25 protein-coding genes and 1 riboswitch are annotated in these 21,834 nt (G+C 45.6%); of the genes, 19 read left to right on the plus strand and 6 right to left on the minus strand.

The genetic code is table 11. The annotated features are described in order from the left end of the window. Positions 1-353: 353 nt before the first annotated feature. On the plus strand, positions 354-1,367 hold the full coding sequence (gene spoIID / locus CN378_RS08880) for a stage II sporulation protein D (RefSeq protein WP_098351518.1): 1,014 nt from the start codon (positions 354-356) through the stop codon (positions 1,365-1,367). 34 nt (positions 1,368-1,401) lie between these two features. On the opposite strand, the gene CN378_RS08885 is transcribed toward spoIID, so the two are convergent. Further along, positions 1,402-1,839, minus strand: a complete 438-nt coding sequence (locus CN378_RS08885) for a VanZ family protein (RefSeq protein WP_098351519.1) — start codon at positions 1,837-1,839, stop codon at positions 1,402-1,404. A gap of 563 nt (positions 1,840-2,402) precedes the next feature. Between CN378_RS08885 and spoIIQ the strand changes: the two genes are divergently transcribed. From spoIIQ to CN378_RS08960, 14 genes are all read left to right on the plus strand, one after another. After that, the gene (gene spoIIQ / locus CN378_RS08895; protein WP_098351521.1) at positions 2,403-3,293 is read left to right on the plus strand and encodes a stage II sporulation protein SpoIIQ; all 891 of its coding nucleotides are present in this window, start codon (positions 2,403-2,405) and stop codon (positions 3,291-3,293) included. Positions 3,294-3,610: 317 nt separating this feature from the next. Beyond that, positions 3,611-3,793, plus strand: coding sequence for a hypothetical protein (locus tag CN378_RS08900; RefSeq protein WP_098351554.1), 183 nt, complete (start codon positions 3,611-3,613; stop codon positions 3,791-3,793). A gap of 24 nt (positions 3,794-3,817) precedes the next feature. Beyond that, positions 3,818-4,120: a DUF4212 domain-containing protein gene (locus CN378_RS08905; RefSeq protein WP_098351522.1), complete on the plus strand. Its 303-nt coding sequence runs from the start codon at positions 3,818-3,820 to the stop codon at positions 4,118-4,120. A gap of 38 nt (positions 4,121-4,158) precedes the next feature. Further along, on the plus strand, positions 4,159-5,826 hold the full coding sequence (locus CN378_RS08910) for a sodium:solute symporter family protein (RefSeq protein ID WP_098351523.1): 1,668 nt from the start codon (positions 4,159-4,161) through the stop codon (positions 5,824-5,826). After that, the gene (locus CN378_RS08915; RefSeq protein WP_179884853.1) at positions 5,807-6,898 is read left to right on the plus strand and encodes a DUF294 nucleotidyltransferase-like domain-containing protein; all 1,092 of its coding nucleotides are present in this window, start codon (positions 5,807-5,809) and stop codon (positions 6,896-6,898) included. The genes CN378_RS08910 and CN378_RS08915 overlap by 20 nt, the downstream gene beginning before the upstream one ends. A 7-nt stretch (positions 6,899-6,905) precedes the next feature. Then, the gene (locus tag CN378_RS08920; protein ID WP_306471854.1) at positions 6,906-7,568 is read left to right on the plus strand and encodes a 3'-5' exonuclease; all 663 of its coding nucleotides are present in this window, start codon (positions 6,906-6,908) and stop codon (positions 7,566-7,568) included. A 361-nt stretch (positions 7,569-7,929) separates the two neighbouring features. Continuing rightward, positions 7,930-8,190: a sporulation transcriptional regulator SpoIIID gene (spoIIID, locus tag CN378_RS08925; protein ID WP_032086905.1), complete on the plus strand. Its 261-nt coding sequence runs from the start codon at positions 7,930-7,932 to the stop codon at positions 8,188-8,190. A gap of 524 nt (positions 8,191-8,714) precedes the next feature. Beyond that, positions 8,715-9,725, plus strand: coding sequence for a rod shape-determining protein (mreB, locus tag CN378_RS08930; RefSeq protein ID WP_098351525.1), 1,011 nt, complete (start codon positions 8,715-8,717; stop codon positions 9,723-9,725). A gap of 45 nt (positions 9,726-9,770) precedes the next feature. After that, on the plus strand, positions 9,771-10,613 hold the full coding sequence (locus tag CN378_RS08935) for a flagellar hook-basal body protein (protein ID WP_098351526.1): 843 nt from the start codon (positions 9,771-9,773) through the stop codon (positions 10,611-10,613). A 56-nt stretch (positions 10,614-10,669) separates the two neighbouring features. Then, positions 10,670-11,512, plus strand: a complete 843-nt coding sequence (locus CN378_RS08940; RefSeq protein ID WP_098351527.1) for a flagellar hook-basal body protein — start codon at positions 10,670-10,672, stop codon at positions 11,510-11,512. A gap of 15 nt (positions 11,513-11,527) precedes the next feature. Then, a complete protein-coding gene (locus tag CN378_RS08945) occupies positions 11,528-11,803 on the plus strand; it encodes a DNA-directed RNA polymerase subunit beta (protein ID WP_098351528.1) in 276 nt (91 codons plus the stop codon). A 283-nt stretch (positions 11,804-12,086) separates the two neighbouring features. Continuing rightward, the gene (fabZ, locus tag CN378_RS08950; protein WP_098351529.1) at positions 12,087-12,521 is read left to right on the plus strand and encodes a 3-hydroxyacyl-ACP dehydratase FabZ; all 435 of its coding nucleotides are present in this window, start codon (positions 12,087-12,089) and stop codon (positions 12,519-12,521) included. 220 nt (positions 12,522-12,741) lie between these two features. After that, positions 12,742-13,041, plus strand: a complete 300-nt coding sequence (locus tag CN378_RS08955) for a hypothetical protein (RefSeq protein WP_098351530.1) — start codon at positions 12,742-12,744, stop codon at positions 13,039-13,041. Between the two features lie 210 nt (positions 13,042-13,251). Beyond that, on the plus strand, positions 13,252-13,641 hold the full coding sequence (locus tag CN378_RS08960; RefSeq protein WP_098351531.1) for a hypothetical protein: 390 nt from the start codon (positions 13,252-13,254) through the stop codon (positions 13,639-13,641). A 97-nt stretch (positions 13,642-13,738) separates the two neighbouring features. Here the strand turns inward: CN378_RS08960 and CN378_RS08965 are convergent, their stop codons facing one another. Further along, on the minus strand, positions 13,739-14,059 hold the full coding sequence (locus CN378_RS08965) for a helix-turn-helix domain-containing protein (protein ID WP_098351532.1): 321 nt from the start codon (positions 14,057-14,059) through the stop codon (positions 13,739-13,741). 249 nt (positions 14,060-14,308) lie between these two features. Between CN378_RS08965 and CN378_RS23310 the strand changes: the two genes are divergently transcribed. Then, positions 14,309-14,497 (plus strand): hypothetical protein, encoded by a 189-nt coding sequence (locus tag CN378_RS23310; RefSeq protein ID WP_483295069.1) that lies wholly within the window; start codon positions 14,309-14,311, stop codon positions 14,495-14,497. Between the two features lie 201 nt (positions 14,498-14,698). Next, positions 14,699-14,812: riboswitch (cyclic di-GMP riboswitch) on the plus strand. 32 nt (positions 14,813-14,844) lie between these two features. After that, complete coding sequence (locus CN378_RS08970; protein ID WP_098351533.1) at positions 14,845-14,982, plus strand: anti-repressor SinI family protein; 138 nt, start codon at positions 14,845-14,847, stop codon at positions 14,980-14,982. A 29-nt stretch (positions 14,983-15,011) separates the two neighbouring features. On the opposite strand, the gene CN378_RS08975 is transcribed toward CN378_RS08970, so the two are convergent. Continuing rightward, complete coding sequence (locus CN378_RS08975) at positions 15,012-15,332, minus strand: helix-turn-helix domain-containing protein (RefSeq protein ID WP_098351534.1); 321 nt, start codon at positions 15,330-15,332, stop codon at positions 15,012-15,014. Between the two features lie 84 nt (positions 15,333-15,416). Further along, positions 15,417-15,857 carry a YwpF-like family protein gene (locus CN378_RS08980; RefSeq protein WP_098351535.1) on the minus strand — a complete coding sequence of 147 codons (441 nt, stop codon included), beginning with the start codon at positions 15,855-15,857 and terminating at the stop codon, positions 15,417-15,419. Positions 15,858-16,126: 269 nt separating this feature from the next. Between CN378_RS08980 and CN378_RS08985 the strand changes: the two genes are divergently transcribed. Both CN378_RS08985 and CN378_RS22595 read left to right on the plus strand, forming a co-directional pair. Beyond that, entirely contained in the window at positions 16,127-16,504 is a 378-nt protein-coding gene (locus CN378_RS08985) for a single-stranded DNA-binding protein (RefSeq protein ID WP_098351536.1), read from the plus strand. A 24-nt stretch (positions 16,505-16,528) separates the two neighbouring features. Further along, the gene (locus tag CN378_RS22595) at positions 16,529-16,702 is read left to right on the plus strand and encodes a hypothetical protein (RefSeq protein WP_179884854.1); all 174 of its coding nucleotides are present in this window, start codon (positions 16,529-16,531) and stop codon (positions 16,700-16,702) included. A 537-nt stretch (positions 16,703-17,239) separates the two neighbouring features. Here CN378_RS22595 and CN378_RS08990 read toward each other — a convergent pair. Continuing rightward, positions 17,240-20,065: a DEAD/DEAH box helicase gene (locus CN378_RS08990; protein ID WP_098351537.1), complete on the minus strand. Its 2,826-nt coding sequence runs from the start codon at positions 20,063-20,065 to the stop codon at positions 17,240-17,242. Beyond that, positions 20,058-21,692, minus strand: coding sequence for an SWIM zinc finger family protein (locus CN378_RS08995; protein ID WP_098351538.1), 1,635 nt, complete (start codon positions 21,690-21,692; stop codon positions 20,058-20,060). Before CN378_RS08995 ends, CN378_RS08990 begins: the two co-directional genes overlap by 8 nt. Positions 21,693-21,834: the final 142 nt, after the last annotated feature.

The raw sequence follows: 21,834 nt of genomic DNA on the forward strand, positions 1-21,834 counted from the left end.
GGCGATTTCGGCTGGATTCTCATTGGAATCGGCTGGATTTTTCATAAAAGTAGCTGGATTATGATGTGAATCGGCTTGATTTTTAAGAAAAACGGCTTGATTTCAGGTAAGCACATCCGTTATTAAGATCTCATCAAGCATATATTTTCAAAAACCCGATTTTATTATCAAATACATATCCCCAAAAAGAATTTCCGACAATCCCACCCACGGATATACACAATCCCAATCCAAAACCAAAATCTCTCCCAAATCCCATTCATAATTGCTTGTCCACTACCATACATATGAAAGAGAGTGGAGAAGTGTGCTAGGACATTCTCCTATTTAATCTTTCATTGGAGGCCGCGAACATGAAGCAGTTAAAACCCGTAGTGATCATTTTCTCAATCTTTATCAGCATCATCTTTATTGTACCCACTTTGCTGGTACTCCCATTTTCCTCAGACAAGGAAACGGCAAACCTGGACGAAAAGCTGAAGAATCCACCATCCGTTGAAGAGTTGTCAAACTCAGTCGAGGTGGCGGTGTATCGTTCCAGTCAGGACTTAATCGAGAAGCTTCCCCTGGAGCAGTATGTCGTAGGGGTGGTTGCGGGTGAAATGCCTGCCGATTTTGAAAAGGAAGCACTGAAGGCACAGGCTCTGGCAGCAAGGACGTATATCGTGAATCAGCTTCTCTCGGATGATGCCTCCGTGCCGAAGGGAGCCGATGTGACGGATACCGTGTCCCATCAGGTGTATAAAAATCAAAAAGAATTGGCCACCTTATGGGGAGCCGATTATGATTGGAAGATCAAAAAGATTTCAGAAGCAGTCCTTGCAACAAAGGGGAAAGTGCTGACGTATGATGATAAGCCGATCACGGCCGCCTTCTTCTCGACAAGTAACGGCTATACAGAAAACTCCGAGGCGTATTGGAAAGATGATATTCCGTATTTACGAAGTGTGGAGAGCCCCTGGGATTCGGCCTCACCAAAATTCGAAGATCAAAAAATCATCCCGATCAAGGAATTTGAACAAAAGCTCGGCGTCACCCTGCCAAAGGATGGATCGGTAGGAACCATCACCTCGAGAACAGAAGGCAAGAGGGTGGCAAGCGTCGAAATTAACGGCAAGGGTTTCTCAGGTAGAGAAATACGGGAAAAATTAGAACTCCGATCATCGGACTTCACCTGGTATAAGAAAGATGATCATATCGTCATCGCCACGAAAGGGTTTGGCCATGGAGTGGGGATGAGTCAATACGGAGCCAATGGGATGGCGAAGGAAGGCAAGAATTATCAGGACATCGTGACCCATTACTATAAAGATGTCAAAATCACAGAATCAAATAAACTCCTGCAAAAAGTAACGGCGCAAAGATAAGAAAAAGGATTGAGCGGGGTCATGGTGACCAAACTCAATCCTTTTTTAAATAGGCTTCGAACCGTTTCATCATCTTCGTCACCGTATGATCGGGGTTTCGGAAATACGTGCGGTTCACGATCCAAAACAGGACCGTGACCCCGATCAGATCCTTGGCGGCATCGATCATCGTGGAGGATCGATACGGAACGAAGGACTGATGGATTTCATCCACGAACCCGTAAAAGATGCTGATCAGCGCAACGGTGAAATTCAATGTGAACCGAAGCCTTCCATGTGCCAGCAGCGCGAGCACAAACAATCCATATAAAATCCCGAACTCGACCAAGTGGAGAGACTCCTTGATGAACCGGTCCATCCCGTCATCAGGAAAGCGGATCACCGCATCATCCGGATTACTCGACATGATCCAGATCAGGATCATATATATGAAAGGTGCTGCAGTGAGCACATAAGTAAATAATTTTTTCATATCAAGGTCGTCCTTTCTGTTTCTATCATTTTACCATGCAGGGAGATTACTGGAATGTCCTAAATTGATATTTCCGAGGATTGTCACATGTTCTTTACCTTGGATCATTTCTTCTATTCGTTATTTTTAAAATATTATCCTTACAAAGTTGATTGGAGCGGAAGGTGCTCGACTCCTGCGGGAATAGCGGGAAAGTACGAAAAGCGGAGGCGGCTGGTCCAGCCCCGACAAGCATAAGATGAATGGGCTAAGAAGGCGGTTCTTGCCTTCTTGGCCCATTTAGCTTATGACCTCGAGGGGCTAGCCGCCGGAGCTGGACAGTTGAGACCCCACAGGGCAAAGCCCGAGGAGGCTCAACTCACGCCCCGCGGAAAGCGAGCACATGGAGGGGAAATCAACCAGCATTCGCTACTTAAGGCAATAAAGGTGACAAAAATATCATTAAATTTCAAAAACCATACATAATCCTCCCCCCTTTGTCGAAACATAATAAATTAAAATTTTTTTGCCAATGTGTATATATTTTCTGAATTCTGTTCAGAATGATTGCTGAGGTGATGAAAATGAGAGAGGAAGAAAAGAAACAACCTTCTCAAAACTTTTTGAAAAGACGTTGGGCATACCCAGCAATCTATTTAGCAAGTGCAGCAGTCATTATCACGGGGATTCTGTGGTACCAGGCAGGAAATGACGTAAACGAGAAAGCCAAGGATTACAGCTATGATGGAGTTCCTACTGATAATGAGTTCAACCAGCCTGCAGAAGAAGTCAATCGTTCATTGGAAAACTTTGTAATGCCTGTTTCAAGCCCTGAAGATACAGTGATCGAAAAACAATTCTACGACACTGAAGCTTCAGCCGAAGAACAGGAAGCTGCCCTAGTCGTGTATGGAAACATGTATTACCCGAACCAAGGAGTCGACATCTCGAAAGATGGAAAAGAATTCGATGTTCTGGCTGCCATGAGCGGTACAGTTACAAAGGTTCAAGAAGATTCCTTACTTGGTAACACGATTGAAATCGAGCACAGCAAAGGCATCGTGACTCGTTATCAATCAGTGAAAGATTTTGAAGTCGCGGTTGGAGATGTAGTCGATCAAGGACAAGCCATTGCGAAAGCAGGAAAGAGCTTATTCAATGAAGAAGCGGGCGTTCACGTACACTTTGAAATCCGTAAAGCGGATGTCGCCGTGAATCCACTTGAGTACTTCAATAAGTCTCTTGCCACTCTTCAAGAAGCACAGCTTGAAGACAAGAAAGTTTCAGGTGAACAGCCGGATGCTGAAGCAGCAGAAGAAAATGCCGTAGAAGACCAAGCCAGCGAAAACAAGGCTACTGAAGACAAAGCTACGGAAGAAAAAGACGCAGCTGAAGAAAATAAGTCCACTGAAGAAAAACAGGACCAGGCCAAGCCGAAACAAGAAAGTCAAGACAACGCTAAAGACGAAGAATAATCCAATAAATGAGGGCTGACCGAAAGATTCCGGTCAGTCTTTTTGTTGTCCCAAAAAATTTCCTTGGAAAATCGACAGGCTGGAAAGTTTACTGGAAAAGCATTTCCATCACGTTCCTATGAGGAAGTATGAACGAAATTCATTATATCCTTATTTCAGTAAAATGATTGCTGATAGAGTCAAGACGTTTTGTCGTTTTTTCTTTATTGACCAGGCTTTTTTCAATAAAGATAATGAATTCATGAATAAAATTTCAGAAAATTAAGTCTTTATAAGTTGGGAGGATGACGCTTCAAAAGACGACAGGAGGTGAAACGTTGATTTACTTCATGGCATTTTTACTAATAACAGGAGGATGCATCATCCTTGCCCTCAGGAAAAAGCGGGCATTCTATCTGACCATTCCATTCGTGTCTTTATTCATTTATTTTATCGTGCAGATCGCCATCGTCCCGGTTCCATTTTTCGAGACGGTGAAATTCATTTTCAGTTTAAAATAATGAGCTTGAAAAGGGGTTACATGTATGAAGAAGATTGATAGGGCTAAAGCGGATCAGTATTTTAAAGAAAAAAACCGATACATGGCATTGTACTTAGTCATCTGGCTTCTTTCCTCCTTCGGGGTGGTGCTGTTTGCCGAACGTCTGTCCACCATCTCCATCAATGGATTTCCATTCCATTACTTCATGGGTGCTCAAGGATCGATCGTCATTTTCATCGTCTTGCTGTATGTCAATGCCAAGGTGAGTGACCGCATCGATAAGAAATATGGCATTGATGAAAGCAGAAATGAGCAGATCAGCTACGGGAAATCGCTGGATCATTAAACCAAATAGAGATGAAAGCAAATAGGGGGAAACGATAAATGGATACTCAGTTTATAGTATCAACGTCGATTATTTTGTTGACGTTTGCGTTATATATCGGGATTGCGGTTTATAACAAAGCGAAAGCGACATCGGACTTCTATGTAGCCGGCCGCGGAGTTCCGCCGATCTTCAATGGGATGGCGATCGGGGCCGACTGGATGAGCGCCGCATCATTTATTGGACTGGCCGGTACCGTCATGATCCTCGGCTACGACGGCCTGGCCTACATCATGGGCTGGACGGGTGGATATCTACTCCTGACCTTCCTGCTCGCACCGCAGCTTAGGAAGTATGGGAGATATACGGTTCCGGAATTCATCGGGGACCGATATAACAGTCATACCGCACGGGTCATTGCCGCCATCTGTACGATCATCATCAGCTTCACGTACTCGATCGGTCAGCTGTCGGGATCCGGTGTCGTCATCGGCCGTTTATTCGAAATCGACGCCAAGGTCGGTACGATGATCGGGGTCGTCCTCATCGCCTTTTATGCAGCCTTTGGCGGGATGAAAGGGATCACGTGGACACAGGTAGCTCAGTATGTCGTCTTGATCATTGCGTATTTGATCCCGGTCATTTTCATGTCCCTGCAAATCACCGGGAACCCAGCCCCGTGGATTTCCTATGGGGAGCTCGTCGGAAAGATCGGGGAGCTGGACCGTGAGCTTGGGATTTCTGAATACTTCGCTCCGTTTACCAACGGGACGAAGTGGCAGTTCATGGCCCTGATGTTTACACTGATGGCCGGTACCGCGGGACTTCCCCATGTCATCGTCCGTTTCTATACCGTTTCCACGATGAAGGCGGCACGCTGGTCAGGGGCCTGGGCACTCCTTTTCATCGGTCTTCTCTATCTATCGGCACCTGCTTATGCAGCGTTCTCCCGCTTCATTTTAATGACAAAGGTAGCGGGAAGTAAAATCAGCGATCTGCCTTCCTGGACGACGTCATGGGTCGACACGGGGAAACTGCAGGTGGCCGATGCGAATGGGGATGGCATCCTCCAATGGAAGGAGATCATCATTTCCAATGATATCGTCGTCATGGCGACACCTGAGATCGCAAATCTTGGTGTGTTTGTCATCGGTCTCGTCGCGGCGGGAGCCATGGCAGCGGCATTATCGACGGCAGGCGGGTTGATGATCGCGATTTCCTCCTCCTTTGCCCATGATATTTACTACCGCGTCTTCAAGCCGAATGCGACGGAGAAGAATCGTCTGGCGGTGGCACGCTGGTCCATTGTCATTGCGACGGTACTTGCCGGAGTCGTTGCACTGAATCCACCGGGGGTCATCACGCAGATCGTCGCCTGGGCCTTCGCACTGGCTTCAGGGACGTTCTTCCCGGCCCTCTTACTGGGAGTCTGGTGGAAGCGCTCCAATGCCCAGGGCGTGATCGCAGGGATGCTTGTCGGGCTTGGGGTGACCCTCACCTATATCTTCCTGGCACGTTCAGGCGTGACCCTGTTCGGCATCATTGATACAGGAGCGGGTGTATTTGGGGCGGCGGCGGCCACGATGGCCAATATCGTCGTGTCACTGATCACGAAAGCCCCTTCACAGAAGATCCAGGAAGAAGTAATGGACCTCCGATATCCGGAGCAAATGACCTTTAAAGACGGCGAGGTTTGGGTGAACGATGATGTCGACTTCAAAGCCTGACCCGTCATTCAAAGAAGCTGTACACCTTCATCCCTTTTTTAAGGGGATGGAGCGTTGTACGGCTCTTTCCCTTTTTAACGAGAGTCAGAGGATAGGGGAAGTGCCGCTTGGAGAGGTCGGGACGGTCGCAGCCTCGATGCTGAACACCCTTTGGAAGGCGCAGGTGCCGGTCCCTCACATCCTCGATTTCATGACCGGCATCTTTGACCGTCTATACAAACGGATCGTACAGGTGGTGGAAGTGGGGCTTGAACGGGAAGGGGTCATCAAACCATGCCCTTATGCCTTTTACGTGATGGGATCTGCCGGCAGGAAAGAACAGTTCCTGATAACCGATCAAGATCATTTCCTCGTGTTTGAAGAGCACAGCAAAGAGGCAGACGAATACTATCAGGCGTTTGCCGACAGGGTCGTCAGGACGTTGGAGAGCGCTGGATGGAGATTATGCGACGGGGGGATGATGGCCAATCAGAAGGCCTGGAGAGGAAGCGTGGGCAGCTGGCAAGAGCGGATGAGGGAATGGTCGGTCCATTCGTCCGAAGAAACCTTCATCAACGTACAAAACTTTCTGTCCTACAGGTTTATAGATGGAAACGAAGATCTTCATATATCGTTTGAAGAGATGATAGAAGAAGAGCTTCAGAGGTCAAAAATTTTATTCGCCCGATTGGCGCAATTGGAGAACACAAAGCAGATCCCCGTCCTACAATCAGCCATCCGGTCTCTATTAGGGATGAGCCGTAAAACGGTTTCCGTTAAAAAAGAGATCCTCTTCCCGTTTCATCATGCCCTGCAGATCTTGAACGCAGCACACGGGAATACATCCGGAGGGACCCGGGAAAAGATCGATTATTTAATGGGTAAGCACTCCATTTCAAGTGAGTTTGCAGAAGAATTGACGGACGCATTTCACGGTGTGATGGCGCTGTATATGGACATTAAACAGAGTGGAAAGGGGGAGACAGTGCAGATCGCCACCATCTCTGCCAGTAATAAAGAACGTATAGTAAGAAACGTGAAAACGATACGGGAATTCCAGCAGATGATGCTATCCCATTATTCCTTACTGTAGAAAGGAAGTGAACACCATCCTTTTTTCAAAGAAAAAAATCAAGTGTCCCGTCCAATACGAGTCCGTCCCTCTTAATAAAAGAATCGAAGACCTCACCTTTGTCGTCTTTGATACGGAAACGACCGGATTCCGGGTGGGGGCAGAGGACCGGCTCCTGGAAATCGGGGCGGTTAAGGTGGAAGGATATCAGGTAAAAGAAAACCTCACATTTCAGACATTTTCCAATCCCCATCGACTCATTTCTCAGGAAATAATGTCGCTGACGGGAATCGGCTCAAAAGATGTCGAAAAGGCGCCGGATGCAGGGGAGGCGATTCATGATTTCTTCACGTTTATAGAAGGAAATAAAGTGGATGGCGTGGTCGGGCATTATGTGAGCTTCGATGAACTCGTCCTCAAGAGCGAACTGAAGCGAGCGGGACTTCAGCTGCAGATGCCGCCTTGCTTTGAGACACTGAATCTGATCGGATACCTCTCGCCTTCTTATGACATGAGGGATCTCGAAAGATACGCCCAGCTCTTCGGCACCAGGTTGTACCCGAGACACCGTGCATTGAATGATGCCCTGATGACGGCTTATTTGTTTGTGGAACTGCTGGAACTGTTAAGGGATCGACAGGTGGATACATGGGGGGAATTGATCCGTGTCAGTCGTGGAAGCGAGAGGTGAACACGGTGCGTATGACATTTCGGTGACTTGGAAATCCACTAGAAGGTCCGTCCCTCGGAATATTTTTCAGAAAATTCAAGCGAAACCTTGTCCTTATTGTGGTTTTTGTGCATATATGTGGGCACAAGCTAATAAAATGATACAAACCTATCAAAACAGAGAGTGTTTGAGGTGAGGAATCGTCGTTATACCATTGATCATTAGCCGAATATTTGTTTATACGTTGTAACATCAGGAAGCTGCAGTTATAAATAAGGCTTTCTGCCGCTTGCCCATGTGCAAGGGGTCTATACTATTCCATTGATGCGAAAGCGAGTCTCATTTCACACTTCTCACATCCAATTTAGGGAGGTCGAGTGGTGTGCACGATTACATCAAAGAGAGAACAATCAAGATTGGTAAGTATATCGTGGAGACGAAAAAAACTGTTCGTGTAATTGCGAAGGAGTTTGGCGTGTCCAAAAGTACTGTCCATAAAGATCTAACAGAACGACTGCCAGAAATCAATCCGGAACTCGCAAATGAAGTCAAAACCATACTTGATTACCATAAATCAATCCGGCATCTACGAGGTGGAGAGGCAACCAAGCAAAAATACAAAAAAGAAGAGCTCCACAGCTAACCGAAATACGCCAAGCCCCAGAATGATGGGTTGTGCTTGGTGTGTTTTTGTGTTTTGGGGGATTTCGGGATTTCAGGATTTCAGGTTTGCCTGCTGAATATTGGAGAATATTCAGCTGTTGAAATTTGTGAAAAATTCAACTGGTGATTATTTACGAATTTTTAGCCGGAGAATAATAAGGGAAGTTCAACAGTTGAATATCGTATGAAATTCAACCGTTAATCTCACTAAGGATTCACCTGTCAAAAAACAGCGTATATTCAGCAGCTGAACGAATCCTTCAAACACCCCCACCAATTCTTTACATCCCTGTAACATTCCGCTACCAAACTCCCACCCTTTTCCAAATAAATAACAATATTAATACATTTTTTTGACAAAGAACATCGCCATTCGACATATTTATGGTAAAATAATTAATTAGGTGAAAGTTTTGCCTTACCGTTTTAACGTAATGACATGAAGATAAAACCATAGATGAAAGACAATGATGAAATTGTAAAAGTAGAAGGGAGAAACACAAGATGTTCGCGAAAGATATTGGGATTGACCTTGGTACGGCTAACGTATTGATTCATGTAAAAGGGAAAGGTATTGTCTTGAATGAGCCATCCGTAGTGGCGCTGGATAAGAATACAGGCAAGGTGTTGGCTGTCGGGGAGGAAGCGCGCCGCATGGTCGGGCGTACTCCTGGGAATATTGTAGCAACACGCCCTTTAAAAGACGGAGTGATTGCCGACTTTGACGTAACAGAAGCGATGCTGAAGCATTTCATTAATAAATTGAATGTAAAAGGATTCCTTTCGAAGCCCCGCATCTTGATCTGCTGCCCGACGAACATCACGAGCGTCGAACAGAAGGCGATCAGGGAAGCAGCTGAAAAGAGCGGCGGGAAGAAGATTTACCTGGAGGAAGAGCCTAAAGTGGCGGCAATCGGTGCCGGAATGGATATCTTCAATCCAACAGGAAACATGGTCGTGGATATCGGTGGAGGAACGACGGATGTGGCGGTTCTTTCCATGGGTGACATCGTGACGAGTCAGTCAATCAAAATGGCCGGAGATAAATTTGACCATGAAATCCTGAATTATATTAAAAAAGAGTACAAGCTTCTGATCGGGGAGCGTACAGCTGAAGATATCAAGGTGAACATCGGAACGGTATTCTCTGAAACACTTGATGAAGACCGCAGGGAAATGAGCATCCGCGGACGTGACATGGTATCGGGTCTTCCTCGTACGATCACCGTGACATCAACAGAAATCGAAGGAGCTCTTCGCGAGTCAGTGGCCGTCATCGTACAGGCTGCGAAAAATGTCCTTGAGAAGACTCCACCTGAATTATCAGCGGACATCATTGACCGTGGGGTTATTTTAACTGGAGGAGGAGCCCTTCTTCATGGAATGGACACCCTTCTTGCAGAAGAACTGAAAGTACCAGTATTAATCGCCGAGAACCCGATGGACTGTGTCGCGATCGGAACGGGATTGATGCTTGAGAATATCGATAAGATTTCCAGAAGAAGAATCGGGTAAAACCTTTGCCCATTGATCCGATATAACCGTTGAGAGGTGAAGAAAATGTTTCGAGGATTTTATACAGTAGCTTCGGGTATGCTGTCCCAACAGCGGAAGACTGAAATGCTGACGAACAATATGTCGAATGCCAACACACCGGGTTATAAAGCAGATCAGGCTTCCATGCGGGCCTTTCCGGAAATGCTTCTGGACCGGATGGATGCCACATCGATCCCGACTGAAAAAACGCTCTCCCTTCCTTTTAACCAAAGAGTGGGGAAGCTGAATACGGGCGTATATATGCAGGAAACGATTCCTTCCTTTCTTCAGGGTGACCTTCAGGAAACCGGACGGACACTGGATATTGCGCTTCTGGACGGATCCATGCCGGTGGATGAAGAGACCGGAATCCGTGGATCGGTTTTCCTTGCGGTCGAAGGTCCGGATGGAAGTCCGAGCTATACGCGCAACGGGAATTTGACGGTGAACGGAAACGGCTTCCTCACAACGAACAGCGGTTTTTATATACTGGACGACAATGGAGAAAGAATTCAACTCGAAAGTGACCAGTTCACCGTTGGGGAAAAAGGGCAGATCCTTGTGGACGATAATGCTGTCGCTACATTGGGAGTGGGATATTCGAATAACCCAAATGAGCTGGTCAAGCGGGGAGACGGACTTTTCGCGAGGGAAGACAACGCAGCCCTTCCTGACGCCTATGGGGAAGACAATGTTTCTTTTACCACCAAGCAGGGATTCCTGGAACGGTCCAATGTGGATGCTTCCCGCACGATGACCGATATGCTGTCGGCGTACCGGGCATTTGAAGCCAACCAGAAGGTCCTCCAAGCCTACGACCGGAGCATGGAAAAAGCCGCCAATGAAATCGGCCGCGTCAACGGATAGCAAGTATTGTAAATGAATTTCGCCACTGAATACCTTATAATAGGGGAGAACGTGTCATGAATCGGACGATGATTACAGCAACCAACACATTAGGCCAATTGCAGAAACAAATGGATATGATTGGTCATAATCTTTCGAACGCAGATACAAATGGCTATAAGCGTCGGGATGCATCGTTTTCCGAGATGCTTGTACAGCAGGTGAAAAACCAGCATGTGGATAAGTTCGAAACGGGCAGGCTTACCCCTCTTGGAGTACGGGAAGGGAATGGTGCCAAGCTTTCACAGTCTCAGCTGATCTTAAATCAGGGATCCTTGAAAGCAACAGGCCGCTCCCTCGACTTTGCACTGACGAGTGACCGACAGTTCTTTAAGGCCCTCGCTCAAGATGGTGACAAAAGTGCCGTACGCTATACGAGGGACGGAGCATTCTTTGTCAGTCCGACCGGGAATGGGGAAGCGATGCTCGTGAACGGAAGCGGACTGCCGATCCTGGATGAGAATGATAACTATATAACGTTTTCTGAAGATGCGTCTTCCTTTCAGCTTGGCGATAACGGGGTTCTGACCGTTACCGGTGCCGCAGGAGGAGAAGAGCGGTTCAATCTCGGTGTTGTCACCGTTGAAAAAGCTCAGTTTCTAGAGCAATTCGGAGGCAATCTGTTAGGATTTGCAGACAACCTGGACGAATTGGGCGTCACGGAAGATGAAGTGGTGACCAACGTGACGGGTGGAGCACGATCTGATATTTCCATGGTCCAGAATTCGTTAGAAGGATCGAACGTGGATATCAGCAAAGAAATGACGGACATGTTGAATGTCCAACGATCTTATCAATTTCAGGCTCGCTCGATCTCCCTTGCAGATCAAATGATGGGCCTTGTAAATGGGATACGCTAAAAGGAGTTAAATGCTATGAGTGAAAAAGAGCTACTGCAAGAAAAAGCGACAAGAGAATCGGTAAAAGCAGAAAAAAAGGCAAAGCAAAAGGACGAAACCAGGCCATCACGCTGGGTGCGTGTGCGCATGCTCCCAATCTGGCTCAGAATCCTTCTGTTCATCCTTCTTCTTGCAGGAAGTCTCGCACTCGGCGCCGTCATCGGCTTCGCAGGCATCGGCGACGGCAAAGCAGCAGACGTCTTCAAAGCAGAAACCTGGCAGCATATTGTCGATATCGTCATGAAAAAATAATTGATGAGGGACGGACCTTGGAATAGTGAGCACTATTGGCTAGGATTCCTGTTGTAACGGGGATTGTGCAGCGGATTGGGCTTGCGTTTCGAGGTCCGTCTTTTATTAGGCAGGAGGGACGGACCTCCAATTTGCATCCTTTTTGGACAGAGAATGTTGATATAAAAGGATTCGCGTGTAAATCCAAGCCTCTTTTCGAGGTCCGTCCCTCTGCCCTGTTGCTATTACAACCCCGGTTTCTGTACAATAAGGTGTACATACATATTGGTAGGAGGAATCATGCATGCTTGATATTAATGAGATTAAAGAGATTATTCCCCATCGTTATCCGTTTTTGTTAGTGGACCGGATTTTAGAAGTGGAGGAAGGCAAGAAGGCGGTCGGGATCAAGAATGTGACGGCGAATGAAGAATTCTTCAATGGTCACTTCCCTGATTATCCTGTCATGCCCGGCGTGTTGATCGTCGAGGCACTGGCTCAGGTTGGTGCAGTGGCGATGCTGAAGGTGGAGGATAACCGTGGACGACTGGCGTTCTTCACAGGCATTGATAAATGCCGCTTCAAGCGTCAAGTAAAGCCAGGGGATCAGTTACGACTTGAAGTGGAGATGATCCGCTTCAAGGGGCCGATCGGCAAAGGGAAAGGTGTAGCCACGGTCGATGGTGAAGTCGCTTGCGAGCTTGAGATGATGTTCGCTCTTGGCGATAAGCAGGAATAGATATGGTATGAAACCGGGTTTGGTGTGATATTCAATCACGCTGAACTCGGTTTTTTTTACATTCCAACAATGCAGCTAAGGCACCAATCAGTTCCTATTTTTAACATTCCAAAAAATCGTTACCACTATGCAAGTATATTCAATATCAGGGAAAGCTAACAAAAGACCAACTTACGGTCTTACATTTCACGAACTTACACACAGAAAGGAGTCATGCATCATGAGCAAAAAGTTACTATCGGTCCTTGGTGGATCCGCACTTGCCGCTTTCCTTCTTGTAGGATGTAACGCCAACCAGGAGCCTCCTCCGGAAGACGAAGCGCCAGTGGAAGAAAACGACAACATGGATGAGAATAACGATATGAACGACAACGGGGATATGAATGAAGAGAACTACCCTGAGTCAGAAGACAAGAACAAGCAAGGCGATAAAGATGCAGCGAAAGATAACAATACGCCTGAAGAAGACGCTGTAGAAGATGATATTGATATGAATGATAAGGATAATAAGGACGAGTAATCTGAAGAGCAGAGGCGAGGTTTATAGCCTCTGTTTTTTGATATTTGCAGGACTTTACGCATTACTGTAAAATAGAAGTGAGAGAATATTATTATTTGGGTATATTACCATAATTTTCTCCAGGGCATTATCTATATAACATCAAGTGGTTATGTTATAGTAAAAATAATATATGTGTATAGGATACTAATTAGGGGGTACTTTACTTACATGTTAAAAAACTTATCATCGGGTACAAAAATAAGTATTACCCGCTCCATAAAAACCTCATTTGAACAGTATATGGCTTCAATTCAATGGGATGAAAAAAAATATGATATACAAGAATTCATTGCAGCATGGCGAACATACATAAATGAACATGCCTCCTGGTATATAAACCTGGATGAGGAAACGAAGAATGACCCCCAGTTTCATCAGGAACTGGCAATTAAGATAAATGAGACAATCGAAAAGATTCTTTCCGAGGAACCTTCCGAGGACCAGATAGAAAGTATTCATCATTTAGAGCAGCAATTAGAAGTAGATCTAACGTATTCTTGTAAGTTAGAGGCTAAATTTGTACAAGATAAATTAAAATTGATGACACAGGAAAAGTAGAGGTTCCTTTCTATTAATCTAAAACTCCTTCATGTGAAGGAGTTTTTTTATCGGGGCCTTGTGATGAATGAAAAATATGTGTTTACTCCACAACCAGTCAGTTTCCATTAGCATTCAGCCTTTTGAATTGAATAAATTGAATATATTCTAAAAACTCTTGTTTCGTCAATCCTTCCTCAATGGCCATTTTCACTAATTGAATCCATTCCTCATCAATATCCGGCTTACAGTTAAGTACTTGGTCCAGTGCCACTCCAAGTGCTGCCGATAACTTATCCAGGATCTGTATACTGGGGTTTTCCTGAATCCCCCTTTCGATTGAACTTATATAAGACTTTGAAATGCCCGATTGATTTGATAGTTGAATAATAGTCATCCCTTTTTTCTCCCTATACTCTTTTATTCTCTCACCTACCATTACATCACAGTCCTTTCCTGCCTAGTAAGTTCATTATATAGAACAAAACAGAATAAATAAATAACGAAATAGTAAGAAATCGAAAGAAAATTCAATATATAGAACATAAATAGGACTTTTTAACGAATTTTTAGGGGTGTACAAGGTTTTAGTATGATTTGATTTGCCTTTATACTATAAACATAGAGTGTTCTATAAAAAGAACAACCTGGAAGTAAAAGGCTGATTGCCGGGAAGGAGCTGAGTGGATTGTATAAGAAAATTTGCACCCGCTGTACGAGATCATCATTTAGCAGTTCAGAGGTTGGTCAATGGTTGTGTCCTTCTTGTGGATATGACCTGACTGACGGTAACTTTTATAAGGCATCTACATATAAAAATTTGACTCAAAAAGTCCTGCCACTTCAAAAAAAGATAGAAACATATAAGAAGTATTAGTAAATAAAGGTACCATCATCATTCGACACATCGAATGCATCCCTTTCCAATGATAGATGGATAAGAAGTTTAAAAAAAGTAAAAATATAGGTGTAAATGTAAAAATATGGGGTAAATATAATTATCAGAAAAGACAAAAAACAACACGATCTAATATAATGATTCAGTATAATAGACATAGTAAGAATGGAATAGGAATAAGACAGACAAAGGCAAACCTATTGAAAGGTAGGGACGCAAAATCACAGATCTAAGGTGAAGGGTACGATTTTTTAAAGAAAAGCGTATGTCCACTAGGATGGCTGGATTGCCTGAAATACTTAATGGTATTTTAGGAGGGGAGAACATTGGCGAATCGTGAACTTGATATGGAATGGGTTGAATTAGTTAGGCAAGCGCTCGAGGCAGGAATTCCTAAGGCAGATATCAGAGATTTTCTACACGGTCAGTCCCCGCAAATAAAAGAAGAGTATAAGGTCATTTAAAATAAAATCCTGCTGACATCAGCAGGACTTTATTTATTGCCTAATTTCCATTTATTAAATTCAATGAATTCACGGAATTGTTCTTTTGAAATACCTGAATCCATGGCTTCTTCCGCAATCTTTAGCCATTCATGATCAATATTCTGATCCTCTAGTTGATCATGTAATAAAGCATCCATTGGAACCCCTAAAGCAGCCGATACTTTCTCGAGGAACTGAATGGAAGGGTTTTGCTGCAGGTTTCGTTCGATCGAACTCAAATATGACTTTGCCACACCAGCTTTTTCAGCGAGCTCAGTCATGGACATCCTTTTTTCTTGTCTGTATTTCTTGACTCTCTCTCCAATCATCAGGGACACCTACCTAAGAACTTCATCTTTGAAATACAATTATATCATAAACGCTTACAGTGAATATTACATATTTTTGTAAAATTATACGCTCGGTTTTGCCGTTGCGGGAATGCGTGGTTTAGATACCATTTTCTCACGGAACTCACGGACCAACTCTTCTCCTGCATACCCTTTTTGCACTAAATCATCAAGGAGAATCTCTGCATATTCATTCCTTTGCTTCTTTAGTTTCCCTTCAAACATGATGCTAATATGCTCATCCATCTCTTTGATACAGCGGATGGACGTCATAAAGGCCGCCGGATCATTGGCTTTATGGGAAATCACAACCTGGATCTCCACGTCATTATTACTTTGCTGGGCTTTTTGAAAGAACTCGATATATTCGTTCGACATATACGTTTCGACAAGCCACGTACTCTGTCCGTCTTCTTTATTGATAATCAGACCGTCCACAATCTCAAAGTCATGCAGTTCATCGTTCTCCACTACTTGAAGTGAAATCACTTTAAAGGTTTTCATGAACGAACATCTCCCATTTAAAGGTTTTATAAAATTATATCATAGGGTGAAATGTTTCCCTAATACATTTGCCGATGAAAAAAAAGGACGAAAGATGCAATTTTGTGTATTTTACCATGATTTTGGCCAAAAAGAGGAAAATCTCCCTAGGGGAATTTCCGAAATTCAAGCCGTTTTGGCCTCGAATTTCGGAAATTCAAGATTTTACAAGTGTTGTAGATCGGAGGTAAGATGATAACACCTTAACAGAAAGGAGGAAATGAATCCAAGTGATCAACCAAGTGACCCTGGTGGGAAGGCTGACAAAAGACCCGGAAGTGAGAAAAACGATGGAAGGAAAATCAGTTCTTAGTGTTACGATTGCCGTGAACCGGCCATATAAGAATCAGCAAGGCCAAATTGATGCCGACTTTGTACTATGTACGATATGGAACCGTGCGGCGGACAACACTGAGAAATACTGCAAGAAAGGATCCGTCATCGGGGTGACGGGCCGCATCCAAACACGTTACTTTGACAATGATCAAGGAAAGCGGACATATATAACCGAAGTGGTCGCCGAAAACGTACGATTCCTGGATAATAAACCATCGTCCACTGCTACATCCGAATCGGGCAAAAAAGAGCCGATCGAATTACCGTTCTAATATTTTCGGGAGGGAGTTGGAGTTGTGAACACACTGCAAGATCTTGAAAAAAGAATCGATCGAATGGAAATCCTGACAGAAGAACTGATCAAAAAAGTAGCCAGAGTCAACGTCGAGAACTTCTACTTATCCCAACGCGTGACAGCCCTTGAACAAGGGTATGAATATCCGAACCCGGTATTAAAATCCTCATCATAATCGTGTAACCAACCTCAACCAGAATTCTTTCCATACGTACCATCCAACCTATTAGCACTGTCTCAAAATCCAATGGTCACCCGCAAGATCCCCCTGTTTTGCCTCATTAGACATAGACATATGTAGCAGTGAAGCAAGTGATTGAATCCCCTTATTTTCTTCATATTGAGCCGGTTTCCTTTGGATGGAGCTGGCATTTTTTTTTGTTATTTTTATAATTATAAAGGTTTCAGAGACATGGCTTTGAGAGGAGGTGTTATGTAGGAGAAGGGATTTAGTGCGAAACAAATTTATATTTTAATGAGATTGCCAGCTAAATTGACATAAAGGGGCCATTCATCTTGAATACTACAGTCTGACGGCATGGAGAACCTGGTTGAATGAAGGGAAATGCGTCATAATTTCATTAATTGCGTCTTTTACCATTTTAAACCATTCTGTATTGTCCAATTGAAACCATACCACAATTCCCAATCAACCCCATCCCACAACAAAAAACCCCTTTCCCATAAAAGGAAAGAGGTAAATCCAACAAATCTACTCCAACACAAGCAACGATTCCAAATCCTGATCTGATAATTCAGTGACCCACTGATCACTGCGGATGATCTCGTCATTTAATGCCTGCTTCTTCATCAGCATGGCATCAATCTTTTCTTCAAGCGTGCCTGATGATACGAGCTTATGAACGTGTACGAAACGTTGTTGACCAATCCGGTACGCACGGTCCGTGGCCTGATTTTCAACGGCCGGATTCCACCAGCGGTCGTAGTGGACGACGTGGTTGGCGGCTGTCAGGTTCAATCCGGTACCGCCGGCCTTCAGTGAAAGTAGGAAAACAGGGAATTCACCATTTTGGAATTTTTCGACGAGTTCATCCCGTTTCCCTTTGGTCATGCTGCCGTTCAGGAACGGAACATCCACATCAAACTGTTCCTTCATGACTTCCTGAATCATCTCGCCCATTGAAATATATTGGGTGAAGATCAGGCATGCTTCTCCCGATTCAAGAGCGGTTTCCACGATATCCTTAAGCTTCTGCATTTTTTCAGAGCGGGACAGAATCGACTTCGGATCCGGTTCCTTCAAATAGAGAGCAGGGTGATTGCATAGCTGCTTAAGCTGGTTCAGCATTTGCAAAATCAAACCTTTCCGCTCGAAGCCGCTCAGCGTTTCGATTTTGGCAAGGGTGTCCTTCACGAGCTGCTCATACAAGGCCGCCTGCTCAGCGGTCAGGTGGCAGTACTCTTTCTGCTCGAGTTTTTCAGGCAGGTTCAATTCCACTTCAGGGTCTTTCTTCGTACGACGCAATAAGAACGGTTTGATTTTTGCCTGAAGCTCTTTGACCTTGGCTTCGTCCTCGTCTTTCTCAATGGGGGCGATGTAATTCTTTTGGTACTGCGTGAATCCACCAAGATAGCCGTGGTTCAGGAAGTCAAAGATGGACCAGAGCTCAGATAGACGGTTTTCCATCGGGGTCCCCGTCAACGCAATATGGTGCTTCCCACTCAGCTTCCGTATGGCACGGGACTGCTTCGTATTGGCATTCTTGATATTTTGTGCTTCATCAAGGGAGATCGATGTCCATTCCACCAGTGATAGCTCGTCATAATCGATATGTGACAAGCCGTAAGAGGTGAGCACCACATCGGTATCCTTGATGGCAGCGGCAAAACTTTCACCCTTCGCACGGGTGGATCCGTAATGAAGATGAACCTTCAAGTCCGGTGCGAACTTCTCCAACTCCCGCTGCCAGTTTCCGAGAACGGAAGTAGGGGCGACAATCAGGGAAGGCGTCTCCGGTTTTTCGGTTTCCTTCACATGCTGCAGGTACGTAATCAGCTGAACCGTTTTTCCGAGACCCATGTCATCGGCCAGACAGGCACCGAATCCGAACTTTCGTAAAAAGAGCATCCAGCTCATCCCCAGCTGCTGGTATGGACGGAGCTCGCCGATAAACGAATCGGGTGTATCCGTTAACGGGATCGTTGACACATTCGTCAGCTGATGGATCATTTTTTTCATCGATCGATTGAGTTCGAGTTGAATACGAGCATATTTATAAGGGTCATGCTCATTATCATCTGGATCTAATTCCGTTTCATCATCATCCCGCGGGACAAGCTCCTGCTCGAGCATATCCTGGATCGAGATCCCCTCCTGCTTCGCTTTGGTCATCATTTGCTGAATCCTGCGAATCATGGCAGGGTCGAGCTTCATCCACTGCCCGCGGATTTTCACCAGGCGGCGCTGGTCGTCCACAAGCTGATTGAAGTCGTCCTCAGAAAGATTGACCCCATTCATCGATAGACGCCAGTCGAAATCGAGCATGGCATTGAGTCCCACGAAGGATTTGCGATAACTCGTGTCCGTGTTTTTAAGTTTGGCTTTCACCAGCACCTGGGCATCCTTCATCGCTTCCCACCAGGATGGGAGGAGGATTTCAATGTCCAGATCGATGAGCTTCTCACTCAGCACGGATAAAAAGTCCCAGGCGTCGTGCTCACCAAGTGAGGTCCTTAGAGAGCCATCCGTGTCACGTAGAATCGGCAGCATCTTCCTCCAGCGTTCCTGTTCTTCCGAAACATCCGGCAAATGTTTTTTCCAGGAAGGCGGGACTGTGTCTTCAGTGAGGGAAATAATGCGACTCGTTTTCTTGCGGTCTCGTAAAATCGTTTCAAGTTCCCACGACTCATCCTCATCAAGGGGCTCTGTAATCCGGAGTCCGATCGAAAACGGAAGCTCTTCATCTGAACCTGCGATCCAGTCACTCCACCGCTTCTCATCGAAATACGCATCCAGCTCCTCAGACGTCAGCGTACTATCCTTCAGCTTCTGGATCCGCTTCATCGCGCTCGATCCACCAGAAGCCATCGCCTCATTCAACGAACCCTGAAACCAGTTTTTCGTTAAGGTTTTGAGGGACGGACCTCCACCGTGAAGCTCTTCCTCCCAGAATTCATCATTGAAATTCGACCAGACTTCATCGGGGATGTGAAATTGCAGTCCTTTTTCCTGCCATTCTTCAAAACGTGGGAGCCAGCGACCGGCTTCCACCGCTTCGTAGATCACAGGGGCAATGGCGATGCACGCCTGGCCTGTCTCATCCCAGTCCCATTGGATCATGCTGCTGAAATGCTCACCGGCAAGAAGCGTCAGGAACTGCCACTTGGTGACCGGGATCCCGCCATCCGTTTCCTCGAGCAGGGTCCCGTAGTAGCTTTCTTCATGCCAAAGAAACAGCTGCCCCTTCCAGTCTTTTGGGGGGAGGAGTTCGCCTTCTTCGTTTTCCGCAGTGATGAAGAAACGGTCTTCGTATTCAGTTGTATGGACATTGATTTTGACGGAAGACAGTTTAAGCATCGATTAACTTACCCTTTCTGCACTCTTCTTGGAACGCACGTAATCGCTTGTATTTATCGAGGATATAGGTGAGATACACATCCCACTTATCGGTTTTCTTCGTTTTTTTATAAATCGTCCGGATTTTCTTCATATAGCGGACCGCCAGCTTGTAGCTGTCTCGGTTCTTCTGGTCGATCGCTGTGATGACGCCGGTGTAGTAGATAGGAAGGGCAAGCTCCGGCGCTTCCTTCGTCACGTCGCGGAGACCCATGCCTTCCATTTCGCCGATGCTGTAGTTCATATATCTCTGCAGCTCGACCCACTCACGATAGGCCTTCGCGCTGATCAAATATTCATTATACGAAAAGAAGCTGTACGGAAGCATGGAGAGCAGAAGCTCGTTCACAAGGGAGCTGTCCTTTTCCATCAGCCAATCCATCGGCAAAATCCGTACGAACCAGCGGACGAACCGGGTGGCTTCATAGTAGTCGAGAGTCTCGAGGTGATCCGGCATCCTGGACAGGATATTCCGCACAAGGAAGAATCCGGCCTCATAACGCTTTCCGACAAAAAATTTACGCAGCCAGAATTCACTGAACGCGACAAGCTCTGTACCGAGCTCATCGACGACTTCACCTGCCTTATTCAAATCCTCCAGAAGCAGATATTGGTGGAGGAGGGCAACGTTGTAGAAAGTAGTGTCCTTCTGGTCCTGCTCTACCAAACGACTGACCTCATCCCGGCGCCACGATTTCTGCTTGAACAAGTAGTACCATAAGAAGCGGTAGACCTCCGCTTTCATCATCGTACTATTCTGTTCCGAGTCGCTCATTTCGATCGTCTTGTTTTTCAAAAAGGCAATGTATGGATCAAAGCTGAACGGCATGGCATGAATCGACAGTTTCTCAACGGCATCTTCCATTTCGCCTAAGAGGAAATCGTACATGCTGTATTGCTCACGGCTCAGCTCGACATTCCTTTTTTGCAAATGAAGGTCGATCTCAATCGAGAGGTAAAGGGTCGCGAATAGCTGATAAAGAGGCTTCCATTCCCGTTCGAACGGCGCTTCCTTCATAAATCGCTTCGTAATATTCTGCACGAGAACATCCATTAAATAGGGCTGTCTTTCAAGTAAATCCAAATCTTCTTTTTTAAGAAGGGAGTCAAAGAACTGCCACCATTCTTCAGGCGTATTTCCCCGTGTTTTCCGTTCGTTCAATAGATCGCTGGCTTTCTTTAAGGTACCGTGCTTTTTCATTAAATCATCCAGTGAGCGGGGTTCCTGACTGTCGGGCTTTGACTGGCTCCGCCAATTCTGGATCCACTCGCTCACACGTCCGACCTTGTTATAGAGCATAAAGAAGGTCGCCATCTGATGCCGGCACCATTTATCCTGTGGACATGAGCACTTGCTTAACAGAGGGAAAGAAAGATTCAGCTCAAGGGTCACAGGCGTCACATCCTGCACCTCGGCCGTAACCTCTTCATCCCGGACCTTCACGTTCGAAACCAGATTCTGACGGAACAAAAGAAGGCCCTTCGACACGACATTCTTGCTCTCGTCCTGATTCGGGTCCAGCTCACCCTGTATCGACTGACTCATGGGAAGTAACTTATCCTTCAACTCCTGAATACGAATCGACATCAACCAACCTCTCCAATCTATAAAATCGCATTCTTTTATTATAACGCAAAAGGAGGGGGAAAAGGAACATGGGGGAGGGGAAGTGGTGAAAAGGGGTGGGGAGTTTGTCGAAATGTTGGGGTGGTGTGGCTATGGGTGATTG

Source organism: Bacillus sp. AFS015802, assembly GCF_002561455.1.
Taxonomy (GTDB): Bacteria; Bacillota; Bacilli; order Bacillales; family Bacillaceae_B; genus Rossellomorea.

What these genes read in the sequence shown, in the direction of transcription:
- spoIID (WP_098351518.1), top strand. Translation starts at nt 354, where the DNA reads ATGAAGCAGTTAAAACCCGTAGTGATCATTTTCTCAATCTTTATCAGC.
- CN378_RS08885 (WP_098351519.1), bottom strand. Translation starts at nt 1,839, where the DNA reads ATGAAAAAATTATTTACTTATGTGCTCACTGCAGCACCTTTCATATAT.
- spoIIQ (WP_098351521.1), top strand. Translation starts at nt 2,403, where the DNA reads ATGAGAGAGGAAGAAAAGAAACAACCTTCTCAAAACTTTTTGAAAAGA.
- CN378_RS08905 (WP_098351522.1), top strand. Translation starts at nt 3,818, where the DNA reads ATGAAGAAGATTGATAGGGCTAAAGCGGATCAGTATTTTAAAGAAAAA.
- CN378_RS08910 (WP_098351523.1), top strand. Translation starts at nt 4,159, where the DNA reads ATGGATACTCAGTTTATAGTATCAACGTCGATTATTTTGTTGACGTTT.
- CN378_RS08915 (WP_179884853.1), top strand. Translation starts at nt 5,807, where the DNA reads ATGTCGACTTCAAAGCCTGACCCGTCATTCAAAGAAGCTGTACACCTT.
- mreB (WP_098351525.1), top strand. Translation starts at nt 8,715, where the DNA reads ATGTTCGCGAAAGATATTGGGATTGACCTTGGTACGGCTAACGTATTG.
- CN378_RS08935 (WP_098351526.1), top strand. Translation starts at nt 9,771, where the DNA reads ATGTTTCGAGGATTTTATACAGTAGCTTCGGGTATGCTGTCCCAACAG.
- CN378_RS08940 (WP_098351527.1), top strand. Translation starts at nt 10,670, where the DNA reads ATGAATCGGACGATGATTACAGCAACCAACACATTAGGCCAATTGCAG.
- CN378_RS08945 (WP_098351528.1), top strand. Translation starts at nt 11,528, where the DNA reads ATGAGTGAAAAAGAGCTACTGCAAGAAAAAGCGACAAGAGAATCGGTA.
- fabZ (WP_098351529.1), top strand. Translation starts at nt 12,087, where the DNA reads ATGCTTGATATTAATGAGATTAAAGAGATTATTCCCCATCGTTATCCG.
- CN378_RS08955 (WP_098351530.1), top strand. Translation starts at nt 12,742, where the DNA reads ATGAGCAAAAAGTTACTATCGGTCCTTGGTGGATCCGCACTTGCCGCT.
- CN378_RS08960 (WP_098351531.1), top strand. Translation starts at nt 13,252, where the DNA reads ATGTTAAAAAACTTATCATCGGGTACAAAAATAAGTATTACCCGCTCC.
- CN378_RS08965 (WP_098351532.1), bottom strand. Translation starts at nt 14,059, where the DNA reads ATGGTAGGTGAGAGAATAAAAGAGTATAGGGAGAAAAAAGGGATGACT.
- CN378_RS08975 (WP_098351534.1), bottom strand. Translation starts at nt 15,332, where the DNA reads ATGATTGGAGAGAGAGTCAAGAAATACAGACAAGAAAAAAGGATGTCC.
- CN378_RS08980 (WP_098351535.1), bottom strand. Translation starts at nt 15,857, where the DNA reads ATGAAAACCTTTAAAGTGATTTCACTTCAAGTAGTGGAGAACGATGAA.
- CN378_RS08990 (WP_098351537.1), bottom strand. Translation starts at nt 20,065, where the DNA reads ATGCTTAAACTGTCTTCCGTCAAAATCAATGTCCATACAACTGAATAC.
- CN378_RS08995 (WP_098351538.1), bottom strand. Translation starts at nt 21,692, where the DNA reads ATGTCGATTCGTATTCAGGAGTTGAAGGATAAGTTACTTCCCATGAGT.